The organism is Nostoc sp. DSM 114161, assembly GCF_052692665.1.
In genome coordinates, this window is sequence record NZ_CP195141.1 from 1562490 (window position 1) to 1579902 (window position 17413).

Consider the following 17413-nt stretch of genomic DNA (forward strand, 5'->3'; position numbering starts at 1 on the left):
AAAGGGACTCATCTTTATTGCGTGAAGGGAAAATACCAAACCTTTGCCCCTTTTCCCGACTTCTGCAAGAAGTCTATTGTTAGAGACTTACATATGGCATTTCTAGTTCTAGTCAAGTACAAGATAGGGGCGCAAAGCTTTGCGCCCCTACAAATTTCTGTAGCTCATTTGCTTGGGAAGCGCTATATAGAAGGGGATTCTTACATTATGCCTAATTTACTTAAGTAAAACTTATTATTTTGCATAAATAAAACTTATTAGCACCTAACTGAGAAAGTATTGCTTATTTGTAACGATATTGTTATATTTCTTTACATAAAGACATAAGAGTCAAAAAATGCCTAACACTTGAGCAACACCTTCTTAGCTGGTGTTCAAATCCAAGTATCTAAGGCAACAGAAGTAATTGCTGTACCTTCGGTAGAGCGATCGCAACTGTAACCGTTTAGTCGTTAATTGTTGAGTATCTTTGCTAGCAGCTCAAGGCATTTCCCTTGTTTGCACATTTGATAGAACTGTAATTTTCATTTTGGGATTTCTGCTATGTCTTTTACCCTCCAGTCGGCTCAAAGTATTTTTCCCGGCACCCTAGTTGCTGACATTGTTCCATCTACCATTGAATCTTTTAATCAGCTCAACGCTGAAGATCAATTAGCATTACTTTGGTTTGCATACACCGAAATGGGTAAAACAATTACGGTTGCTGCTCCCGGTGCTGCAAACATGATCCTCGCTCAAGGGCTTTTGGAACAAATTAAGCAGATGCCTTTTGATGTCCAGACCCAAGTGATGTACGATTTGGCTAACCGTGCTGATACTCCTATCTGCCGTTCCTATGCATCCTTCACCGTAAACATCAAATTGGGTTTCTGGTATCAGTTAGGAGAATGGATGGCTCAGGGAATTGTCGCCCCAATACCACAGGGTTACAAGCTTTCTTCTAAAGCTGCTCAAGTGCTGCAAGCAATCCGAACTGCTGATGCAGGTCAACAAATCACCATCCTACGCAACGCCGTAGTCAGTATGGGGTTTGACCCGAACGCTCCTGGTAGTTACAAAAAAGTCTCAGTACCTGTGGCTCCTCCCATTGCACAAGCATTTCGGACTAAGGTCACCATCGAGGGCATCGATAATGCTACTGTGCTTGGCTATATCAACAACATGAATGCCAATGACTTTGACGCTGCGGTTGCTTTGTTTGACTCCGAAGGTGCTTTGCAACCTCCTTTTGAAAGGCCAATCATTGGTCAAGAGGCAATCCGCAACTATATGCGTGAAGAATGCCAAGGATTGAAGATGATGCCAGAACGGGGTATATCTGAGCCAGTAGAAGATGGCTATACCCAAGTTAAAGTGACCGGCAAAGTTCAAACCCCCTGGTTCGGTGCGAGTGTAGGGATGAACATTGCATGGCGGTTTTTGCTAGATCCCCAAGGCAAAATATTCTTTGTCGCGATTGACTTGCTAGCTTCTCCCAAAGAACTCCTGAACTTAGTACGTAAATAGAGTACTAACTTAGTCGTTGCTGCATAGGGTGGGCACTGCTTAAAACATAAAAGCAAAAGGTAAACAGTGCCCACCTTAAAAAATTTGCTGCGATCGCTTTTGAAAGTAATCTGTTTTTAATCTTGGTCTAGAGTTTTGAAAAGTCTGGTTAAGATAACAACTTTGAATCAATAGTATTCTTTGAAATTTCACATAACAGCTTTTTAATTAACACTTTTAATCCAAAATTTAGCTTGAAAAAAGGAGTAAGTAATGGGTAAAGACGCAATTAATCGCGTCAGTAGGAAGGTAGGAGAGGAAACCTTTTCTAGGTTAAGCTTTCTGCGAAAGAGTTGAGTCGGCGATCGCAGACTCCGCTGAACGCACTGTTGGTGGAAACAAGCGCTGGTGAATTTCCACAAAATCCAAAATTGTTTTGAGATATATTTCCAGCAATATATCGATTGGATACTCTAATTTTCAGGTGAGAAATGCAGACTTGGAAGGCAAATTGTATGGATGCCGAGCAAATAGTCAAACGCTATTGTGCAGGAGAGAGAAATTTTACTCAAGTAAGCTTGCACTTGGCAAACCTCAGCGAGATGTGTCTAGCGGGAATCAATTTAGATAAAGCTAACTTGACCAACGCTAGTTTATCTCATGCTAACCTGCGCGGAGCAAATTTGATTGAAGCAAATTTGACTGCTGCGGCTCTGTGGAGAACCAATCTGAGTGGAGCTAATCTCATCTGGGCAAACCTCAAGTCTGCTAATTTGATCCGAGCAACTCTTTGCAAAGCAGACTTGCACAAAGCAAACCTTGTAAAAACAGATTTACGCCTAGCAGATTTGCGCGATGCAGACCTCAGTGGTGCAAACTTAGCTGGAGCAGACTTGCGCTATGCCAACCTTAGTGGCGCCTTTTTAGCTAAGGCAAATCTCAGTAGCGCCAACCTGACTGGAGCAAACCTAAGCAACACAGACCTGAGTTATGCCAATCTCACCAAAGTTATTTTGTTTAAAACCGATTTGAGTTACGTTGATTTCACCGAAGTAAACCTGAATGAGGTCGATTTTCATCACTGCATCCTCAAAGGAGCCATTTTGCCAGAAGCGAGTTTGATTAAGACGAGTTAATCGTGGCAATTGTAAATTTTAAATTTTGCATTAAAAATTACTTTCTACTTGTGCAAAAAAGCAAGCTTTAGTACTTGCTAGGTAAGATATAAACTGCTCGAAAAATCACAACCCCAAAAGTCTTTCTTTGTTTATTACCTATTGCCTTTTGCCTGCTATAAATGCTCATTCTTACCCATAAAAAACTTGAGTTAGTAATCATTTATTCTTACCGACGTAGTTACCAATGACTGTTTCCAATTCCTTGTTGGAAGATTTGTGCCAAGTTCTACCAGATCTACAACCTCAAATCTATTTCAAGTCTTCGTTAACCGCTCTTTCTCACGCAATAGAAGACCTGGTACTGGGAGCGATAGATCAACCCCTAGTGATTGCGAATTTTCAGCAGGAGTGTTTTTATCGCCAAGAGATTCCTCGCTATGAAAAAATTGCTCAGCATACAGACCAGGTTTATGTATTAGCTGTACCAGAGACCGACTTTGGTATGGTTTCAACTCCTTATACAACCATTCCTTTTGCCCCTAATGACAAATTAGCTCAGGAATGGCATTTGATTGTGATTGGTCAGCTATATTCAGCGTGTCTGATTTGTCGAGAACATGCTTCATCTGTAGATTCAGGCTTGCTAGATCAAGTAAGGGAATTTCAGGGGATTTGGACATTTGACCCCCAAGTTTCTATTCAAGCTGCTCGCCTATTATTGGAACGCATTCTGATTTATCGGCCAGAACTTGCTCCTAAAATTCAGCAAGCGCATAAACGTTATCGACTTTTGCAGCAGTCGCAAATACAAATATCAAGAAATAATACACTAAGAATTGATTTGAAACTATTTGCCAACCGCTTAGTCACATATCTACAAGCTAGTCAATACAGGCTGCTGGAAGCTTATCGTACTATAGCTAGCAAAGAGCGCAAAGAGCGTTTGATTAATGCGATCGCCACTACTATTCGCCACTCTTTTAATCCAGAAGAGATTCTGACTGTTACTGTTAGAGAACTAGGTCAAGTTTTTAGCGAATGTCGGTGTTTAGTTTATATTTATCGACCAGGTAGTCAACAACAGCCAATTGCTTATGAATCAACACCTCCAGCATTGGCATCTTTAAAAGGAGAAGTTTGGTCGTTAGCAAGCCATCCGCTATTTCAAACAACTTTGTCATCAAGTCAAACTCAGGACGAAAACCGATGGCAAACTATAGTTATTGCTGATATCAACCAGGATTTTGGCTTACAGTCCCATCGAGAATTAAAAGCACAATTAGTGCGTTGGCAGATCCGTGCTTGCTTATTGATACCGATTTGCTATCAGGGGACTTGGTTGGGAATGTTAGAACTGCACCAGCCAGAAGCCCATTTGTGGACAGAAGATGATGTAACGTTAGTAGAGGCGATCGCCACACAGGTTGGAGTTGCTTTAATGCAAGCACAAGCTTACAGGAACTTGGAAACTTTGAACCGTCAACTGGTAGACTTGGAGCGCACCCAAAGTAACTTAATTGCGATCGTCGGCCATGAACTGCGTACTCCTTTGTCTACTATCCGAGTTTGCTTAGAAAGTTTAATTACAGAACCACAAATGCCGCTCGAATTGCAGCAAACGATGTTGCAAGCTGCTTTAGACGATGCGGATCGGTTACGCAAACTAATCCAAGATTTTATTACCTTATCTCGCTTAGAGGGCGGATTGGTGCGCTGGCAAATCGAGCCAATATCCCTTCAAGAATACCTAGATTTAGCCCTCAGCGGACTCGAATCCCGTCATAAATTACCTAAAATCGTTGTAGAATTGCCGCATTACTTACCGCCAATCCAGGTAGATGGAGAAGGTCTGATTGAAGTTTTAACAAAGTTACTCGATAATGCCTGTAAATTTACTGACAAGAGCGGACAAGTTACCATTCGTGCAAATATTTTAAATCCAGAAGAAGTTGACCCAGCCTCAAAAACATCTGTGTTAAAAATTACTATTGCAGATACGGGTCGAGGTATTGAACCGAGCCGACTAGAAACTATCTTTGAGCGTTTTTATCAAGAAGAAGGATTTTTGCAACGCACTGTAGGTGGTGCGGGACTTGGTTTGGCGATTTGTCGGCGAATTATTGATAATTTGGGAGGTAAAATTTGGGCTGAGTCTCTAGGTAAAGATCGGGGTAGCAAGTTTCATTTTACGGTTCCAGTTGCAGTGCCTATTTCTTAATTTGATGTTTGCGTTTTGAAATAGCATCCTGTTAATTCTTGTGCAAGCAAAGCGCAAGCGTCCTCTAAAATGGCCAATTGACGCTGGTCATTTAGCTGAAGCTCTAGATTTAGATATGGATTGTGGATATATACCTGCTGATGAAGAAGGTGCGATCGCAGCTATGATTCTACCCACTGAACCTAAAATTGTGATGAATGAAAACAATCTAGATTTCCCTAAGGGATTTGAAGAATCCTCGATAGCTCATGAAATAGGACATTGGGAACTTCATATAGACCAAAATGCAGTTTTTCAGTTTGTAGAAAAGCGGGAAATTGGTATTGAAATACCAGTAGAACCATTTCTATGCCGCAGTGTTAGTAGCCAAAAAGGTATTGAATGGCAAGCACAATATTTTGCTAGTTGTTTATTGATGCCCATATTTAAATTAGAAGAAGTTCAAAAGGGGCGTGATTTGACAAATTGGGGACACCTTTATCCCATGAAAGATGAGCTTGGTGTCACGATTTCTAATTTAAAAAATCGCTTGCAAGACCTTGGCTGGATTAACATTCCTAAAGGTTCCAAGCAAATATATCCAGGTAAAGCTATAACGAATGCACAGACAAATTTATTTAATAGGTAAAGTCCGATCGCCCTCCATCATTTTCTAGCAGCGATCGCACACTACTAAACTAGAAACTAAGATGTCGGGATAATGCCCTCACCCCCAGCCCCTCTCCCCTTCGTGAGAGGGGAGCCAGAGATTTAATTCCGCTTCTCCTGTGGGAGAAGGGGTTAGGGGATGAGGGCGCGAGGGATGTGCAAAACCCATGTGCGATATAGTTTTGAGCTTAAGTTGACACCAATGAACAATGCTAAAGCCCCTACCCATCTGTTGCATTCTTTTTTCAAATTGGTATAAGAAAGTTTTATTGATTAACAAACACATGGCGCATTTCAAAGCGACTTTCTTCCCAAAGCGGTTGCAAAGCTTGTTTAGCAGCATTTAACTGAGCTTGAGAGAATCTAATTTTTCCGTTTTCTATTATCCAAATATATGTCCTAGTGATTAAGTCTGCTTTGAAACTATTTTCATATTTGCTATTATTTATTTTTGCTACTTGTTCATTTAGGCAATTTAGAGCATCTTTAAAATTACACTGTGTAGAGTTATAGGGAATCTCTGCTTGTGTATTCTCCCATTTAACAGCAAGCAAATTTCTCATAATATAGTCTATCCCTGTTATAGAGCAATCAGTATTGCGTATCAAATCTGCAAATGCTTGATAATACGATTGCAAGAGTGTAGCAGCAATATTTTCTTTACATATATGTAACCAAGACTGGATATCGCGAAGATAAGGTAGTAGATCTTTAATATCATTAATTTCTTTTATCTGTATGCGATCGCTTTTATAATTTACGATTTCAGCTAGTAATTCAGCTTCAGATAATTGAAATTTATCTAAATAGTAACTAATCGCTTGAGGAATATATTTTTCTAACAACCACTGCTTAGTATATCTAGCTGTCCAGATTCCCTGTACTCCGATATCTTGCTGCCAAGAAGTAACTTTCCCTCTTTCAAGAGATTGTAAGTAAGCATAATTTATTTTATATACAATATTAATTTTATTATTAATACCTAATGATAAATTACTCTCAACTCTGGGCAAGATAAATGCATGGTCGCGAATTCCTCGGCTCACTCGAATTGAGCTATCTTCATTATGAAATAAATGCCATTCAGACTTGCCTTTAGTATAATCAAATTCATCAGCAAACTGCTGCATTAATTTCCATAATTTTTGCCCTACAGAAAACAGGATAAAACCTCGAATATTTGCAATATCTACAAGTTCAAAGTCCCAGGTTTCTAGAGAATTTTCAAATTCAATTATTGATTTTTTGTATTCTTGGCAAACTGCATCAACACAAAAACACAAATCTAATACCTCTGACTCAGATAAAATAAGTGTTGTTTTACCTAGATTCACTTCAAAATAATTTCTATCTAGCTGTTTTAAAAACTGACGACAATTCCAATCTGGCTGAGTGTTTAATCCAGTTATTAATTGACCCAAAATATCTTGATTATTTAAGCTAATTTTTAGATATCTTAAAATGATATTGCTAAAGTCTATTTCACAATTGCCTCCAGCAAAAGCTTGGGGTAAATTACAGGCGATCGCTACTTTCGGTCGCACAACAACCAAGCGATCGCCTTCTCGCTTAATTGAAGGCTCAAAATTACATGTTTCTAAAATATCCTGTAAATCTGGATAGCGTCTTATAATCTTTTCTATTAAATTATATTTAGCATTTCTCCAAATATTACTCATTTTATAAATTGTTTAATTGGCTCTGGAATCGACATCAGATAATCTACGCGATCGTATAGTTTTGCTGCATCTAATTTTATTCGTATACTTAACAATTTATCAAGTAATTTTAGATTATATGGTAATTGCCAATACTTTACCAATAATCTTTATTGGCGTGCGCGTGCAAATATTATGTATTATATCTGTAAGCCTTTTTAGTATTTCCTCAAGATAAATAGAGTAGCACAGTTATTTGTACTACCCTACAGTAGTTTATTCTGTAAATTGCTGTATATGCAGAATGCGTAAACCACCAACCGCGAGTCAAGATACATCACTATTTACTGACTAGCCATTTTGCAACCATACTCTGGCGTCCTTCGTGCGATTCTTGCACCCAAATCATTGTCAGTTTTGGTTGAGCAAATTTAAAATCGGCAACTTCAGAAGTATTAGAATTTCATTTCTGTTTCTCCTGAATTTAAATAATAAAGGTTTAATTTTTTACTTGTATAGTGTTATCATCTTAAAACTTGTTATTTATGCAAGCCTTTAGAAAAAATTATGAACTCAAAATTAGATGCGATCGCCAGTTCTTTTTTAATAAATACAAAAAGCCCTACTGTTAATTAACGGTAGGGCAAGTTAATTGGTTGTGTCGTTTTCTCAAGCTTGTGAATTCAGGAAATATTTGAATTTTAAAAATCGCTAGATTTGGTAGGCAATATAATTTATTCCTTAAAATTTTGAGTGACTAGCTTCTGTTTGCTGTTTTTGCTATATAAAGAGCTACACAATCAAAATGTAGGATTCCGGATTTTGGCCGAAATATATTAAAAACAACTTGTTATACCAATTTGGAAAAAGAATGTGACAGTTGGGTAGAGGCACAACATTGTTGTGCCCTTACGAATAATGCGTCGCAAACGTTATTTGAATTGCTATTACCAAAGGCTTGCTACTCTTGTGACTCTGGAAATGCCTAGATCGGTATTTCACCAACGACTTTTGGCGCATGGACTCGCAAATTCATCTGCTGATGACGCACAGTTAACCAAGGCTGACCTAAACCTATTTGAGAAAAAGGACTTGCAGCAGGGATTTCTAACTCAGAACCAATTAAGCCGAAGAAAGACTCAAATTCAGCAAGGAAGATGAGCAAATCAATACCCTTGGCGCTGAAAGCAGACGCGCCTAATTGTATAGGCCATGCCCAGCTTTGTTGAATATGGTTAAAACTACAGAGTTTCTGTTTTCCCTGGCGTACAGTGGCGCGTTCTCCTTCCAGGGTAAACTCAGCCAGTTCTTTCGGTAGTCCCCAAATTTCTCGACCACCAGCTACAGAATCAGGATTATCCACATAAATGTGCGAAATCCAAGGGCCCATTTTGGTTTGGTGATAAACCAAAGCCGGGGCAATAATTAACTCGTTGTACTCCAATACCGAGCCTGACCCATAATTAGATAAATACACACTACCAATGGTTTTACCAGGCCACACAGAAATAATTTCTAATTCTGAAGGAATTAAAGGGCGCACTCGGTCAATATTCACCAAATGCAGAGTTTGGATAGCGTAACCTTGCAGTGTCCAAGGTGCTTGAGGATAAGGCATAACAAAGTTAGAAGTTGAGAGTGAGGAGTGAGGAGTTAAAAATAAAGTTTAAAATTTCTAGATTTATAGTTAAAAATTAGCACTATTATTTCTGCCTCCTAACTCTTAACTCTTAACTCCTAACTTCTAAAAAAAAATCCCACCCAAGAAAAACCTTGGGTGGACAATATGAAGTGGGACAAAATAATCTTCCCGAAGAAATAGGAGGATTATTTGCTTTCTGTAAAATCAGCGTCAATTACATCATCACCGCTACCAGCAGAAGAAGAACTACCATCTTGAGGTTCAGCACCAGGTGCAGCACCGCCACCCGCTTGTTGATAGATGTTGCTACCAACGGCGAATAGTGCTTGTTGTAATTCTGGGGTCAGCTTCTTGATTTGCTCGTCGTCATCTTTAGCAATTGCTTCCCGCAGTTCTTTCACCAAACCATCGACTTTGGTCTTGTCAGCAGCCGGAACTTTATCACCCAATTCTTGCAGCTGCTTCTCGGCTTGATATGCCAAAGAGTCGGCTTGATTCTTGCGTTCAATTTTCTCGCGTCGTTCTTTGTCAGTTGAAGCGTTTTGTTCTGCTTCTCTGACCATCCGGTCAACGTCATTTTTATCCAGTGTGGAAGCGCCAGTGATACTGATGGACTGTTCTTTACCAGTACCTTTGTCCTTGGCAGTGACGTTAAGGATACCGTTAGCATCAATGTCAAATACGACTTCGATTTGGGGGACGCCACGTGGTGCGGGGGGAATTCCATCAAGGCGGAAGGTTCCCAAACTCTTGTTATCGGTAGAGAATTCGCGTTCCCCTTGGAGGACGTGAATTTCTACGTTGGTTTGGCCATCCACAGCGGTGGAGAACACTTCAGATTTCTTGGTAGGAATTGTTGTGTTACGGGGGATGATTTTGGTCATCACGCCGCCCAATGTTTCAACACCTAAAGATAGCGGTGTGACATCTAACAACAAGATACCAGTAACATCACCAGCTAATACCCCGGCTTGAATTGCTGCGCCTACTGCCACAACTTCATCGGGGTTAACGCTTTGGTTGGGGTCTTTACCCAATACCTGCTTCACAATCTGTTGGACTGCGGGAATCCGGGTAGAACCACCAACTAACACGACTTCATCAATATCGTTTTTGTTGAGCTTGGCATCCCGAAGAGCGTTTTCCACGGGGATACGGCAACGGTCGATTAAGTCAGAGCAAAGTTCTTCAAATTTAGCGCGAGTCAGGGTTGTATCCAGGTGTTTAGGCCCGTCCTGAGTAGCGGTGATAAATGGTAAGTTGATTTCTGCTTGGGTGACGCTAGAAAGTTCAATTTTTGCTTTCTCTGCGGCTTCAGTCAAACGTTGTAAAGCTTGCTTATCTTTGCGTAAATCGATGCCTTCGTCTTTCTTGAACTTCTCAGCTAGGAAGTCAACTATTTTTTTATCAAAGTCGTCACCACCAAGGTGGGTATCACCTGATGTGGCTAACACTTCAAAAACTCCATCGCCGACTTCTAGTACAGATACGTCGAAGGTACCACCACCAAGGTCAAATACTAGAATTGTTTCGTTGCTCTTTTTATCAAACCCGTATGCTAGAGAAGCGGCTGTAGGTTCGTTGATAATCCGCAGAACTTCAATCCCTGCAATTTTACCAGCGTCTTTTGTCGCTTGCCGTTGGGAGTCATTGAAGTATGCGGGAACTGTGATTACTGCTTGGGTTACAGTTTCGCCCAGGTATTTGCTAGCGTCTTCAACCAGTTTGCGGAGAACTTGTGCAGAAATTTCTTCAGGAGCAAATTGCTTACCAGCGCCGGGAGAGTCTAGCTTGACATTGCCGCCGCTGCTAAGAACTTTGTAAGAAACTTCAGTAGTCTCCTTGGTAACTTCGTCAAAGCGGCGTCCAATAAAGCGCTTGACAGAGTAAAACGTATTTTCGGGGTTCATCACCGCTTGACGTTTGGCGATTTGACCAACCAAGCGATCGCCATTTTTGGCAAACGCAACCACTGATGGTGTTGTCCGAAAACCTTCCGCATTAGCAATAACCGTGGGTTTACCACCTTCCATTACTGCCACGCAGGAGTTCGTTGTACCTAAGTCAATTCCAACTACTTTTGCCATTTTAAGTGCTGGCTCCGTATAACTACAAATGAATGAATGAGAATATTAAGGACTAAATTTTCAACCAATAGGGTCAAGAAATCAGCCAGTTCAGCATTAATACCTTAATTTGGCTTTTTCTGGGAGTTAAGACTCCAGACTATGCTGATATATATATTGAGATCCATGAAGGGTGGTTTACCGAACCTTTGTTGGGGCGGTTAAACTAACTCAACAGTTTTTAAGTTAATTCATGGATTGATTTGCTTCCACTTCGTCTAATGTATGAGAATTAATACTTTCAGTAATTAGGGTGAACCGTAACATCTGAGTGGTGTTTGCCGTCTTTAGAGGTAACAAATTACGGCATTAGTCGTCATTAGTCATTAGTCATTGGGCCTGGGGAAAGGGAAAGGGGTATGGTTCGACAAGCTCACCAACCGGGGAAAAGGGGAAAGATTAAATTTATTCCTTTTCCCTTTAACCTTTAACCTTTTCCCCTGCCTCAAGAGCCTCCCCATCTCCCTACTCACCCAAGCTCAGAAAAAAGGCTCTCCCAGTCGATCGCATCTGGTCTTTGTCCTTTATTGACTATTTCAAAAATTTTCCTGGAAGTACTTGGGTAAAAAAGACACTCGACACAAGCGTTTGCTACATCAATCCGGCTAGCATCGCCTACAAGTGTATCTCCCGTACCAAGTACCACAGCGGATTTGCCGCCTGTTTTTGCCCTCAGAAGGGTGTTTAGGTCGTATGAAGTATAAGGCCCGTCAATCAGGCGTCCTGGGCGGATAATAGTGTAGGGTAATCCTGAATTAACGATCGACTCTTCGCCCTTTTGTTTGGCATCCAAGACGCCGAATGCATTGAGGACGCTAAAAGGAAACCGATCTTTACGGAGAATGCCGCAGGAGGAAACGAAAACGAATCGTTGCAAATTCTGAGGCGCTGCTGCTACTAGGTTGCTAACACCTTGGGCATCGATTTTTGCTGGACTATTCTTTGCTTTCGCTTGGCTAGATTGGGGGTTAAGAAAAGTTAAGCCCCATTCAATCAAGTTTGGGGATTCCTCAAACTCCCATCTGGCAGAAGGAAAGGCTGTGGTTCCAGTACAACATATAATCTGGGTGACATCTGATGTTGCAGCATCAAGTGTAGCCGGCTGACGGGTATCACCAACAACAATTTCCACTTGCCGATTAAACATTTTTTCAGCTTTTGCGGCATCTCGTGTCAGAACGCGAACCCTGACACCTTTTTCCAACAACTTGCCTACCACAAGTTGTCCTACTCCACCAGTACCACCAGCAACCAGCACCAAATCCTTAACTGACGGTTCCAAAGAAGTCATAAAGTTGTCTTGAGATAGTCTATTGCTAATCTAACGTGGGTCATATAAATTACACTTAATTAGTCTAATTAAAAGACTTCTCCGTGATTTTATTACGTAAAACTTGTCGGTATTAAGCCGGGAACCCAATATTGTGTATAAAAATAATATAATTTATTTGATTCCGGTTTCTCTGGAATCATTTGTATGAAACCCCCAAAATCACACCAACCAATTTAGAAATCTGAAACAACACAACACAGAATCCATAAGTGTTTCATCTTAGAGAAACAAGTAAATTGATAACTAAAACCACCAGCTTTTAGATTGGTGGTTTTAATTATATTTGTCAACTAGCCTGGCTAATACGCCGTTGTAACTCGGTTTCAAATTCCTCATCGGTGCGAGTGATTACTTTTGGTCGCTGGTCTAACCTGTCCATTAAAATATGGAATGCCTCGGTGTCCTGTGGGTGATATCTGACCCAATCTCTTAATTCATCATCTGACATAGCTTGATAATCAGGTTTAGTCATGGAAATCAAGCTCACCGTTAGGATATATCTCTATTTGTATTGTGTCTCCAATTAATACTTATATCCGCTTTGTTCTTTCGTCCAATCGTACAACGTTAATAGGCTGAAACATATTACTTGCTCTTACACATCTACTATAAAACGCTCTCAACTGTTCTGTTGTTGGTTCGATCTAAACCCGAAATTACATACATCTTGGCTCAGTACTAGTTATGCCCTATGCCCGATCGCTCTCAAAGCGGAAATTGTACCCAAATTGCTCGGTTCTACCACTGTCACCTGTACGCAAATGGCTATAACCTCTTAGCTCTTTTCATTTTTTTTGAGCCAGAAGTATTACAGTAAGCTTGGCGATCGCTATTTTCTACTATATTTAATCACCTGATCTAATCGAGGTAAGGCACTCACCGCTGACTCCCGAACATAGGAATCGACAGTTTCATCGTTAGTCAATGCTGTCAGCACTTCTACCCCACGGACATCGCCCATTGAACCGAGTGCATTTACAATCGCCACAGCTACCGCAACATTATCTGTGGTTTTCAAAGCTTCAGTTAAAATTTCAAAGGCAGGAGAACCAATCTCACCCAGAGCCATCACAGATGCAATATACACAACACCATTTGCATCGTTGAGTGCTGTTTTTAATCCTTGCAAGCCCTCTTCTGGAAAAGGTACGTCTGGATGGTTGGCAGCCACTTGTGCCAAAGCTTTAGCACAACTGCCCCGAACGGTTGCGTTATCACTGTTGAGCAATGACTCTACCAATGCTGGCACAGCATCTACACCAATAGCACCCAAAGCCTTTACCGCAGCTCGACGATAGGTCACATCTTCATCATCCAAAATACTCATTAATCGAGGAATGGTATTTTCATCGCGGACTTCGGCTAGTTGCCACATAGCTCGTTCCCGCAGATTTGGGTTAGGGTGTTTTAACTGTTCAAATAGAGAATCTGTCGTCATAATAAAAACTTAAGTTCCAGTCAAAGATAGTAATTTAGGCTGCGAGTAGGGAGTATAAATATTCTATTTGAACGCAACTTAGTATCACTCCTAACTCTTGAATTCAGAATTCTTTCAATAACAACTGAGGGACTCTAAGTCCATCGCTCAACCTAATCTCGGCAAAGCAATAGACCCAGAGTCCCTAGTTTTAGAGTGCAACGGTCGCTCGGCTAATCAATCCGCGTATTATGACAAGGAGTTGATTACGTAGTCGAGGAGAGCGCGGAACTCGGTCAACGCTTGAGGAGACAAGTCACGAGGAGAGCAAGCGCGATCGCGGGTGTAGGCCAATGCGGTAACGTAGGGAGCGGTAGGCAGACCCAAAGAGCGATATGTTTCGCGAGCGCCTGCAATACCCCACTCATCCAATGGACCGGTACCACCAACAACTAAGCTGTAGTTGATCAAGCGTAGGTAGTGCTTGATGTCGCGGAGGCACTTGTCTTTCTTAACTTGGGTGTCGCCAGCTTCACCTGCTTGGGTTAAGTAAGGATATTTCTTAAAGGCAGCATCATAACCTTCTTTAGCTACAGCATCGATACCAGAAGCCAGCTTTTCAGCAGCTTCTAAACGAGCGTTAGCACGTTGAATGCTACCTTGAACGGATTCTAGGTCAGAGGTGGTAGGAAAACGACCTGCTGCATCAGCAGATGTAACAACTGTGGTAATAACTGATTTCATTGCTTTTTATACTCCAGATGGGATTTGATCGGGTTTTGATTTCACTTCGTTTGGCTAAATAGCCGTTAACTGTGAGCTATTAGCTCAGAGCAGAAATAACGCGATCGAAGTAGCTAGCAGCTTCAGCAGCTAGAGCAGAGCAGTCGCCTGGGATAACGTCCAACTTGCGGAACTTAGGCCCAGCATTAGCTTCGGTGTTGGTGTTGGTGATGTGAGCAACAGCGATAGCTTTGAGGATTTGAATAGCACGTACAGTAGAGCTAATGGGAACTCCCAGAGCGGTGTAGGTTTCTTTCAATCCGTTGATAGCGCGATCGTCTAATACAGAAGAATCACCAGCCAACAATGCATAGGTTACATAGCGCAGGATGATTTCGGTATCACGCAGACAAGCAGCGTGGCGACGAGTGGGGTACAAGTTACCGCCGGGTTGAAGCAAACCAGTGTTTTCGCAAGCGATTCCAGCAATGGCATCAGAAACAGCACAGCTAGCGTTGCTGGCGATCGCATTTACAGCATCAAGGCGCTTGTTGCCAGCAGCAATGAAACCCTTGAGAGCATCTAAGTCAGCACCACCAATAGCAGCACCTTTAGCATCTGCTGTAATTACAGCTCTGGAAAAAGCATCAAGAACCATGAGTTCTCCTTAATATTCACAAATGGCGGATATTATTCGTGGCGTAGTTTCGTCAGATGAACTGCGAGTAGCCAAAGTAAAACATAGGGGATTAATAGTACCCTAGTCTTTTCTATGAGAGAGAAAGTAATAATCTGTAATATTTAGTCATTAGTCATTAGTCATTAGTCATTAGTCATTATTCATTGATTATTCTTTCTCCCCCTGCCCCCCCTGCCTCCCCTGCCCCCCCTGCCTCCCCTGCCTCCCCTGCCCCCCTGCCTCCCCTGCCTCCCCTGCCCCCCTGCCCAAAAAAATTAAGACTTATGCAGCCACAGCGTAAGTCTTAAGAAAAAATATTCTTTTTTAGTGGCTTAGGCTTGTTTGAGTAGATGCTTAACCAAATTATCTTTCACCATCATCTGACGTAAAACTTCTAACAAGAATTCTTGAGCTTCTTCTTGGCTCAAATTCTCTACCTGGGTTTTCAAGTTTTGTAGGCGAAACTGTTGCTCTAAGGTTAGTTCGATGGGGAATTCCATAAGATTCACTTCTTCTAATTGACTGAATCGAAGGTGCTTGTTGTTACTCGTACTGCAAAGGCTTAGGGGTAGCCTGTTGTATACATCACTTTATTAAGTGTAGCATTGAGATATTAAAACGTCCATATTGTCAAGTCATGAGAAATTAATATTACAAAAATTTACAGTTAGCAAAAAATATGTTTGTCTGTTCCTTTGCCAGGAATTTATTGAAGCTAAACGCTCATGGTTGTAATGTTTAGAATGTTTATATACCAACAACTTTAAAAACAAAAAGCAAGGTCAACATCGTCCTTTAGGAGTCAAAGGTAGGAGTCGGAAGATTGATAGACGCAATGGAATTTTTTCAGCTAAGTGCTGGCAAATGGCGATCGCAACGTGTAACTCATCACCTGGCGTTCAAGCGCTCAGAGACGGGAGAATCAGATATACAAGTGGAAACTCTGGCAGCCGACCATCCAGAAATCATTGAACTGTGCCAGTATCATCAGATCGATCCGGCTCTTTCTGTAGGAGGATCGCGGGTGCGTTGGCTAGGCACAATGTCTTGGGATAGAGAAGATGAGGAGAATCATCAAGGGAAAACCATATTTGCGATCGTGCCTGATGCCGATAATCCAAGGCAAGGCAAATTACTCCGCGAAAGAGGCTACGCGGAAATTGTACCTGTAGTCGGTCTTTTTCACATGGATGAAGAAGATGGACTCGTGTTGACAACCGAATACGAAACAATGAGTTCCATTGAGCGATTTTGGTTCGGCGGCCCGAATATTAGACTGCGAAGCAGTACAGTCAAAAGGTTTGGCGGCTTCAGCACAGCATCGTTTTGCACTGAAACCCGCATTGATTCTTCTTTAGAAGTTTCTAATACACAAGAGGTAACTTCTAAACAACAGTTTTATTCCGTTTTAGGCTGGTGAATGATTCTCAAGCAGACCGATGCTTTTAATCGTGGGCGAGATTATCTACGTCTAGTACAGGGATTTGCCCTAGAACCAGGTATGGTGGATGTATTCGATAATCTCCGCGATCGCATTGCCATTTGCACTTGGATCGGCAAAAACATTAACAGCGTTAACGCTGCGATCGACACCTATCTGGATGCCTGTCATCAGTGCTTTCATCCCCAAGAGCGCCGCCACATCCAAATTTTTGCAGTACCCATAGCTCAATCTTTCGGTATTGACGGTCTGTGCAACATTCTCACAAACCCAATCACCATTTTGGTAGATGTCGGTCGAGTTGCACCCAAAGACTGGTTTGGTATCGTCGTCCATGAATATGCTCACGCCCATCTAGGAGACTATGGTCATAATCAGCAGTTTGCTAATATTCTGTCTCACCTGTGTTTAGGGTTGGGATTAGAACCACCATTATGGGAAGCAGGAATGGAAGCAACCTTACGTAGCTGGCCTTACTGTCAGCCAACCATAGATCCCCTGGAATTTTGGATAGGAAATGGGAGTGCGGGATAGGGATCTCTTGAGGCAGGGGAAAAGGTTAAAGGTTAAAGGGAAAAGGAATAAATTTAATCTTTCCCCTTTTCCCCTTTCCCCATACCCTGTTTGCCCCATTCTCTATTCTTCATTAATTTCTTTTGCGAAATGTTAAAAAATATTGTCTCAGTTCAAAAAAGTGAAACTGAATCTCCTAATCTGAATTATGTGAACAAAGCTTCTACATTTAGCTAAATCCAAAAAAAAGCGATCGGGTAATAAATTTATAATCTGCGATGGGGCATTTCCTGGACTTGAAAGTGAGCTTCAGCATATCCTGAATACTAGCTGGATTAGCTGATAACCTTACACCGTATGCTTTGCAAACAGTGTAGGAGATGTCAACAAGTCATAAAGCTGGAAACCGCAG

17 protein-coding genes are annotated in these 17413 nt (G+C 41.5%); 6 read left to right on the plus strand and 11 right to left on the minus strand.

What is annotated here, in order from left to right:
- The first annotated feature begins 543 nt into the window (after positions 1–543).
- On the plus strand, positions 544–1506 hold the full coding sequence (locus NSTC745_RS06655) for an orange carotenoid protein N-terminal domain-containing protein (protein ID WP_445636447.1): 963 nt from the start codon (positions 544–546) through the stop codon (positions 1504–1506).
- 312 nt (positions 1507–1818) lie between these two features.
- On the opposite strand, the gene NSTC745_RS06660 is transcribed toward NSTC745_RS06655, so the two are convergent.
- Positions 1819–1941 (minus strand): hypothetical protein, encoded by a 123-nt coding sequence (locus tag NSTC745_RS06660; RefSeq protein ID WP_445636448.1) that lies wholly within the window; start codon positions 1939–1941, stop codon positions 1819–1821.
- A gap of 59 nt (positions 1942–2000) precedes the next feature.
- On the opposite strand from NSTC745_RS06660, the gene NSTC745_RS06665 reads away from it, so the two are divergent.
- The 3 genes from NSTC745_RS06665 (at position 2001) to NSTC745_RS06675 (ending at position 5449) form a co-directional block, all read left to right on the plus strand.
- Entirely contained in the window at positions 2001–2621 is a 621-nt protein-coding gene (locus NSTC745_RS06665) for a pentapeptide repeat-containing protein (protein WP_445636449.1), read from the plus strand.
- A 226-nt stretch (positions 2622–2847) separates the two neighbouring features.
- The gene (locus NSTC745_RS06670) at positions 2848–4821 is read left to right on the plus strand and encodes a DICT sensory domain-containing protein (protein WP_445636450.1); all 1974 of its coding nucleotides are present in this window, start codon (positions 2848–2850) and stop codon (positions 4819–4821) included.
- A gap of 40 nt (positions 4822–4861) precedes the next feature.
- Positions 4862–5449 (plus strand): ImmA/IrrE family metallo-endopeptidase, encoded by a 588-nt coding sequence (locus tag NSTC745_RS06675; RefSeq protein WP_445636451.1) that lies wholly within the window; start codon positions 4862–4864, stop codon positions 5447–5449.
- A gap of 286 nt (positions 5450–5735) precedes the next feature.
- Here NSTC745_RS06675 and NSTC745_RS06680 read toward each other — a convergent pair whose 3' ends face one another.
- The 10 genes from NSTC745_RS06680 to NSTC745_RS06725 all read right to left on the minus strand — a co-directional run bounded on the left by NSTC745_RS06680 (position 5736) and on the right by NSTC745_RS06725 (position 15547).
- Entirely contained in the window at positions 5736–7148 is a 1413-nt protein-coding gene (locus NSTC745_RS06680) for a hypothetical protein (RefSeq protein ID WP_445636452.1), read from the minus strand.
- 964 nt (positions 7149–8112) lie between these two features.
- Positions 8113–8745, minus strand: coding sequence for an acetoacetate decarboxylase family protein (locus NSTC745_RS06685; protein WP_445636453.1), 633 nt, complete (start codon positions 8743–8745; stop codon positions 8113–8115).
- 209 nt (positions 8746–8954) lie between these two features.
- Entirely contained in the window at positions 8955–10856 is a 1902-nt protein-coding gene (dnaK, locus tag NSTC745_RS06690; protein WP_445636454.1) for a molecular chaperone DnaK, read from the minus strand.
- 508 nt (positions 10857–11364) lie between these two features.
- Entirely contained in the window at positions 11365–12186 is an 822-nt protein-coding gene (locus NSTC745_RS06695) for an SDR family oxidoreductase (RefSeq protein ID WP_445636455.1), read from the minus strand.
- A gap of 328 nt (positions 12187–12514) precedes the next feature.
- On the minus strand, positions 12515–12700 hold the full coding sequence (locus tag NSTC745_RS06700; protein ID WP_445636456.1) for a DUF6887 family protein: 186 nt from the start codon (positions 12698–12700) through the stop codon (positions 12515–12517).
- Positions 12701–12758: 58 nt separating this feature from the next.
- On the minus strand, positions 12759–12872 hold the full coding sequence (locus NSTC745_RS06705) for a DUF6888 family protein (protein ID WP_445638547.1): 114 nt from the start codon (positions 12870–12872) through the stop codon (positions 12759–12761).
- 185 nt (positions 12873–13057) lie between these two features.
- Positions 13058–13666: a HEAT repeat domain-containing protein gene (locus NSTC745_RS06710; protein WP_445636457.1), complete on the minus strand. Its 609-nt coding sequence runs from the start codon at positions 13664–13666 to the stop codon at positions 13058–13060.
- A gap of 228 nt (positions 13667–13894) precedes the next feature.
- Complete coding sequence (locus NSTC745_RS06715; RefSeq protein ID WP_445636458.1) at positions 13895–14389, minus strand: bleomycin hydrolase; 495 nt, start codon at positions 14387–14389, stop codon at positions 13895–13897.
- Positions 14390–14468: 79 nt separating this feature from the next.
- A complete protein-coding gene (locus NSTC745_RS06720; protein ID WP_445636459.1) occupies positions 14469–15026 on the minus strand; it encodes a bleomycin hydrolase in 558 nt (185 codons plus the stop codon).
- 353 nt (positions 15027–15379) lie between these two features.
- Complete coding sequence (locus NSTC745_RS06725) at positions 15380–15547, minus strand: NblA/ycf18 family protein (RefSeq protein ID WP_445636460.1); 168 nt, start codon at positions 15545–15547, stop codon at positions 15380–15382.
- Positions 15548–15873: 326 nt separating this feature from the next.
- Between NSTC745_RS06725 and NSTC745_RS06730 the strand changes: the two genes are divergently transcribed.
- Together NSTC745_RS06730 and NSTC745_RS06735 are read left to right on the plus strand one after the other, a co-directional pair.
- On the plus strand, positions 15874–16467 hold the full coding sequence (locus NSTC745_RS06730; RefSeq protein ID WP_096539342.1) for a phycobiliprotein lyase: 594 nt from the start codon (positions 15874–15876) through the stop codon (positions 16465–16467).
- Positions 16468–17022: a hypothetical protein gene (locus NSTC745_RS06735; protein WP_445636461.1), complete on the plus strand. Its 555-nt coding sequence runs from the start codon at positions 16468–16470 to the stop codon at positions 17020–17022.
- Positions 17023–17413: the final 391 nt, after the last annotated feature.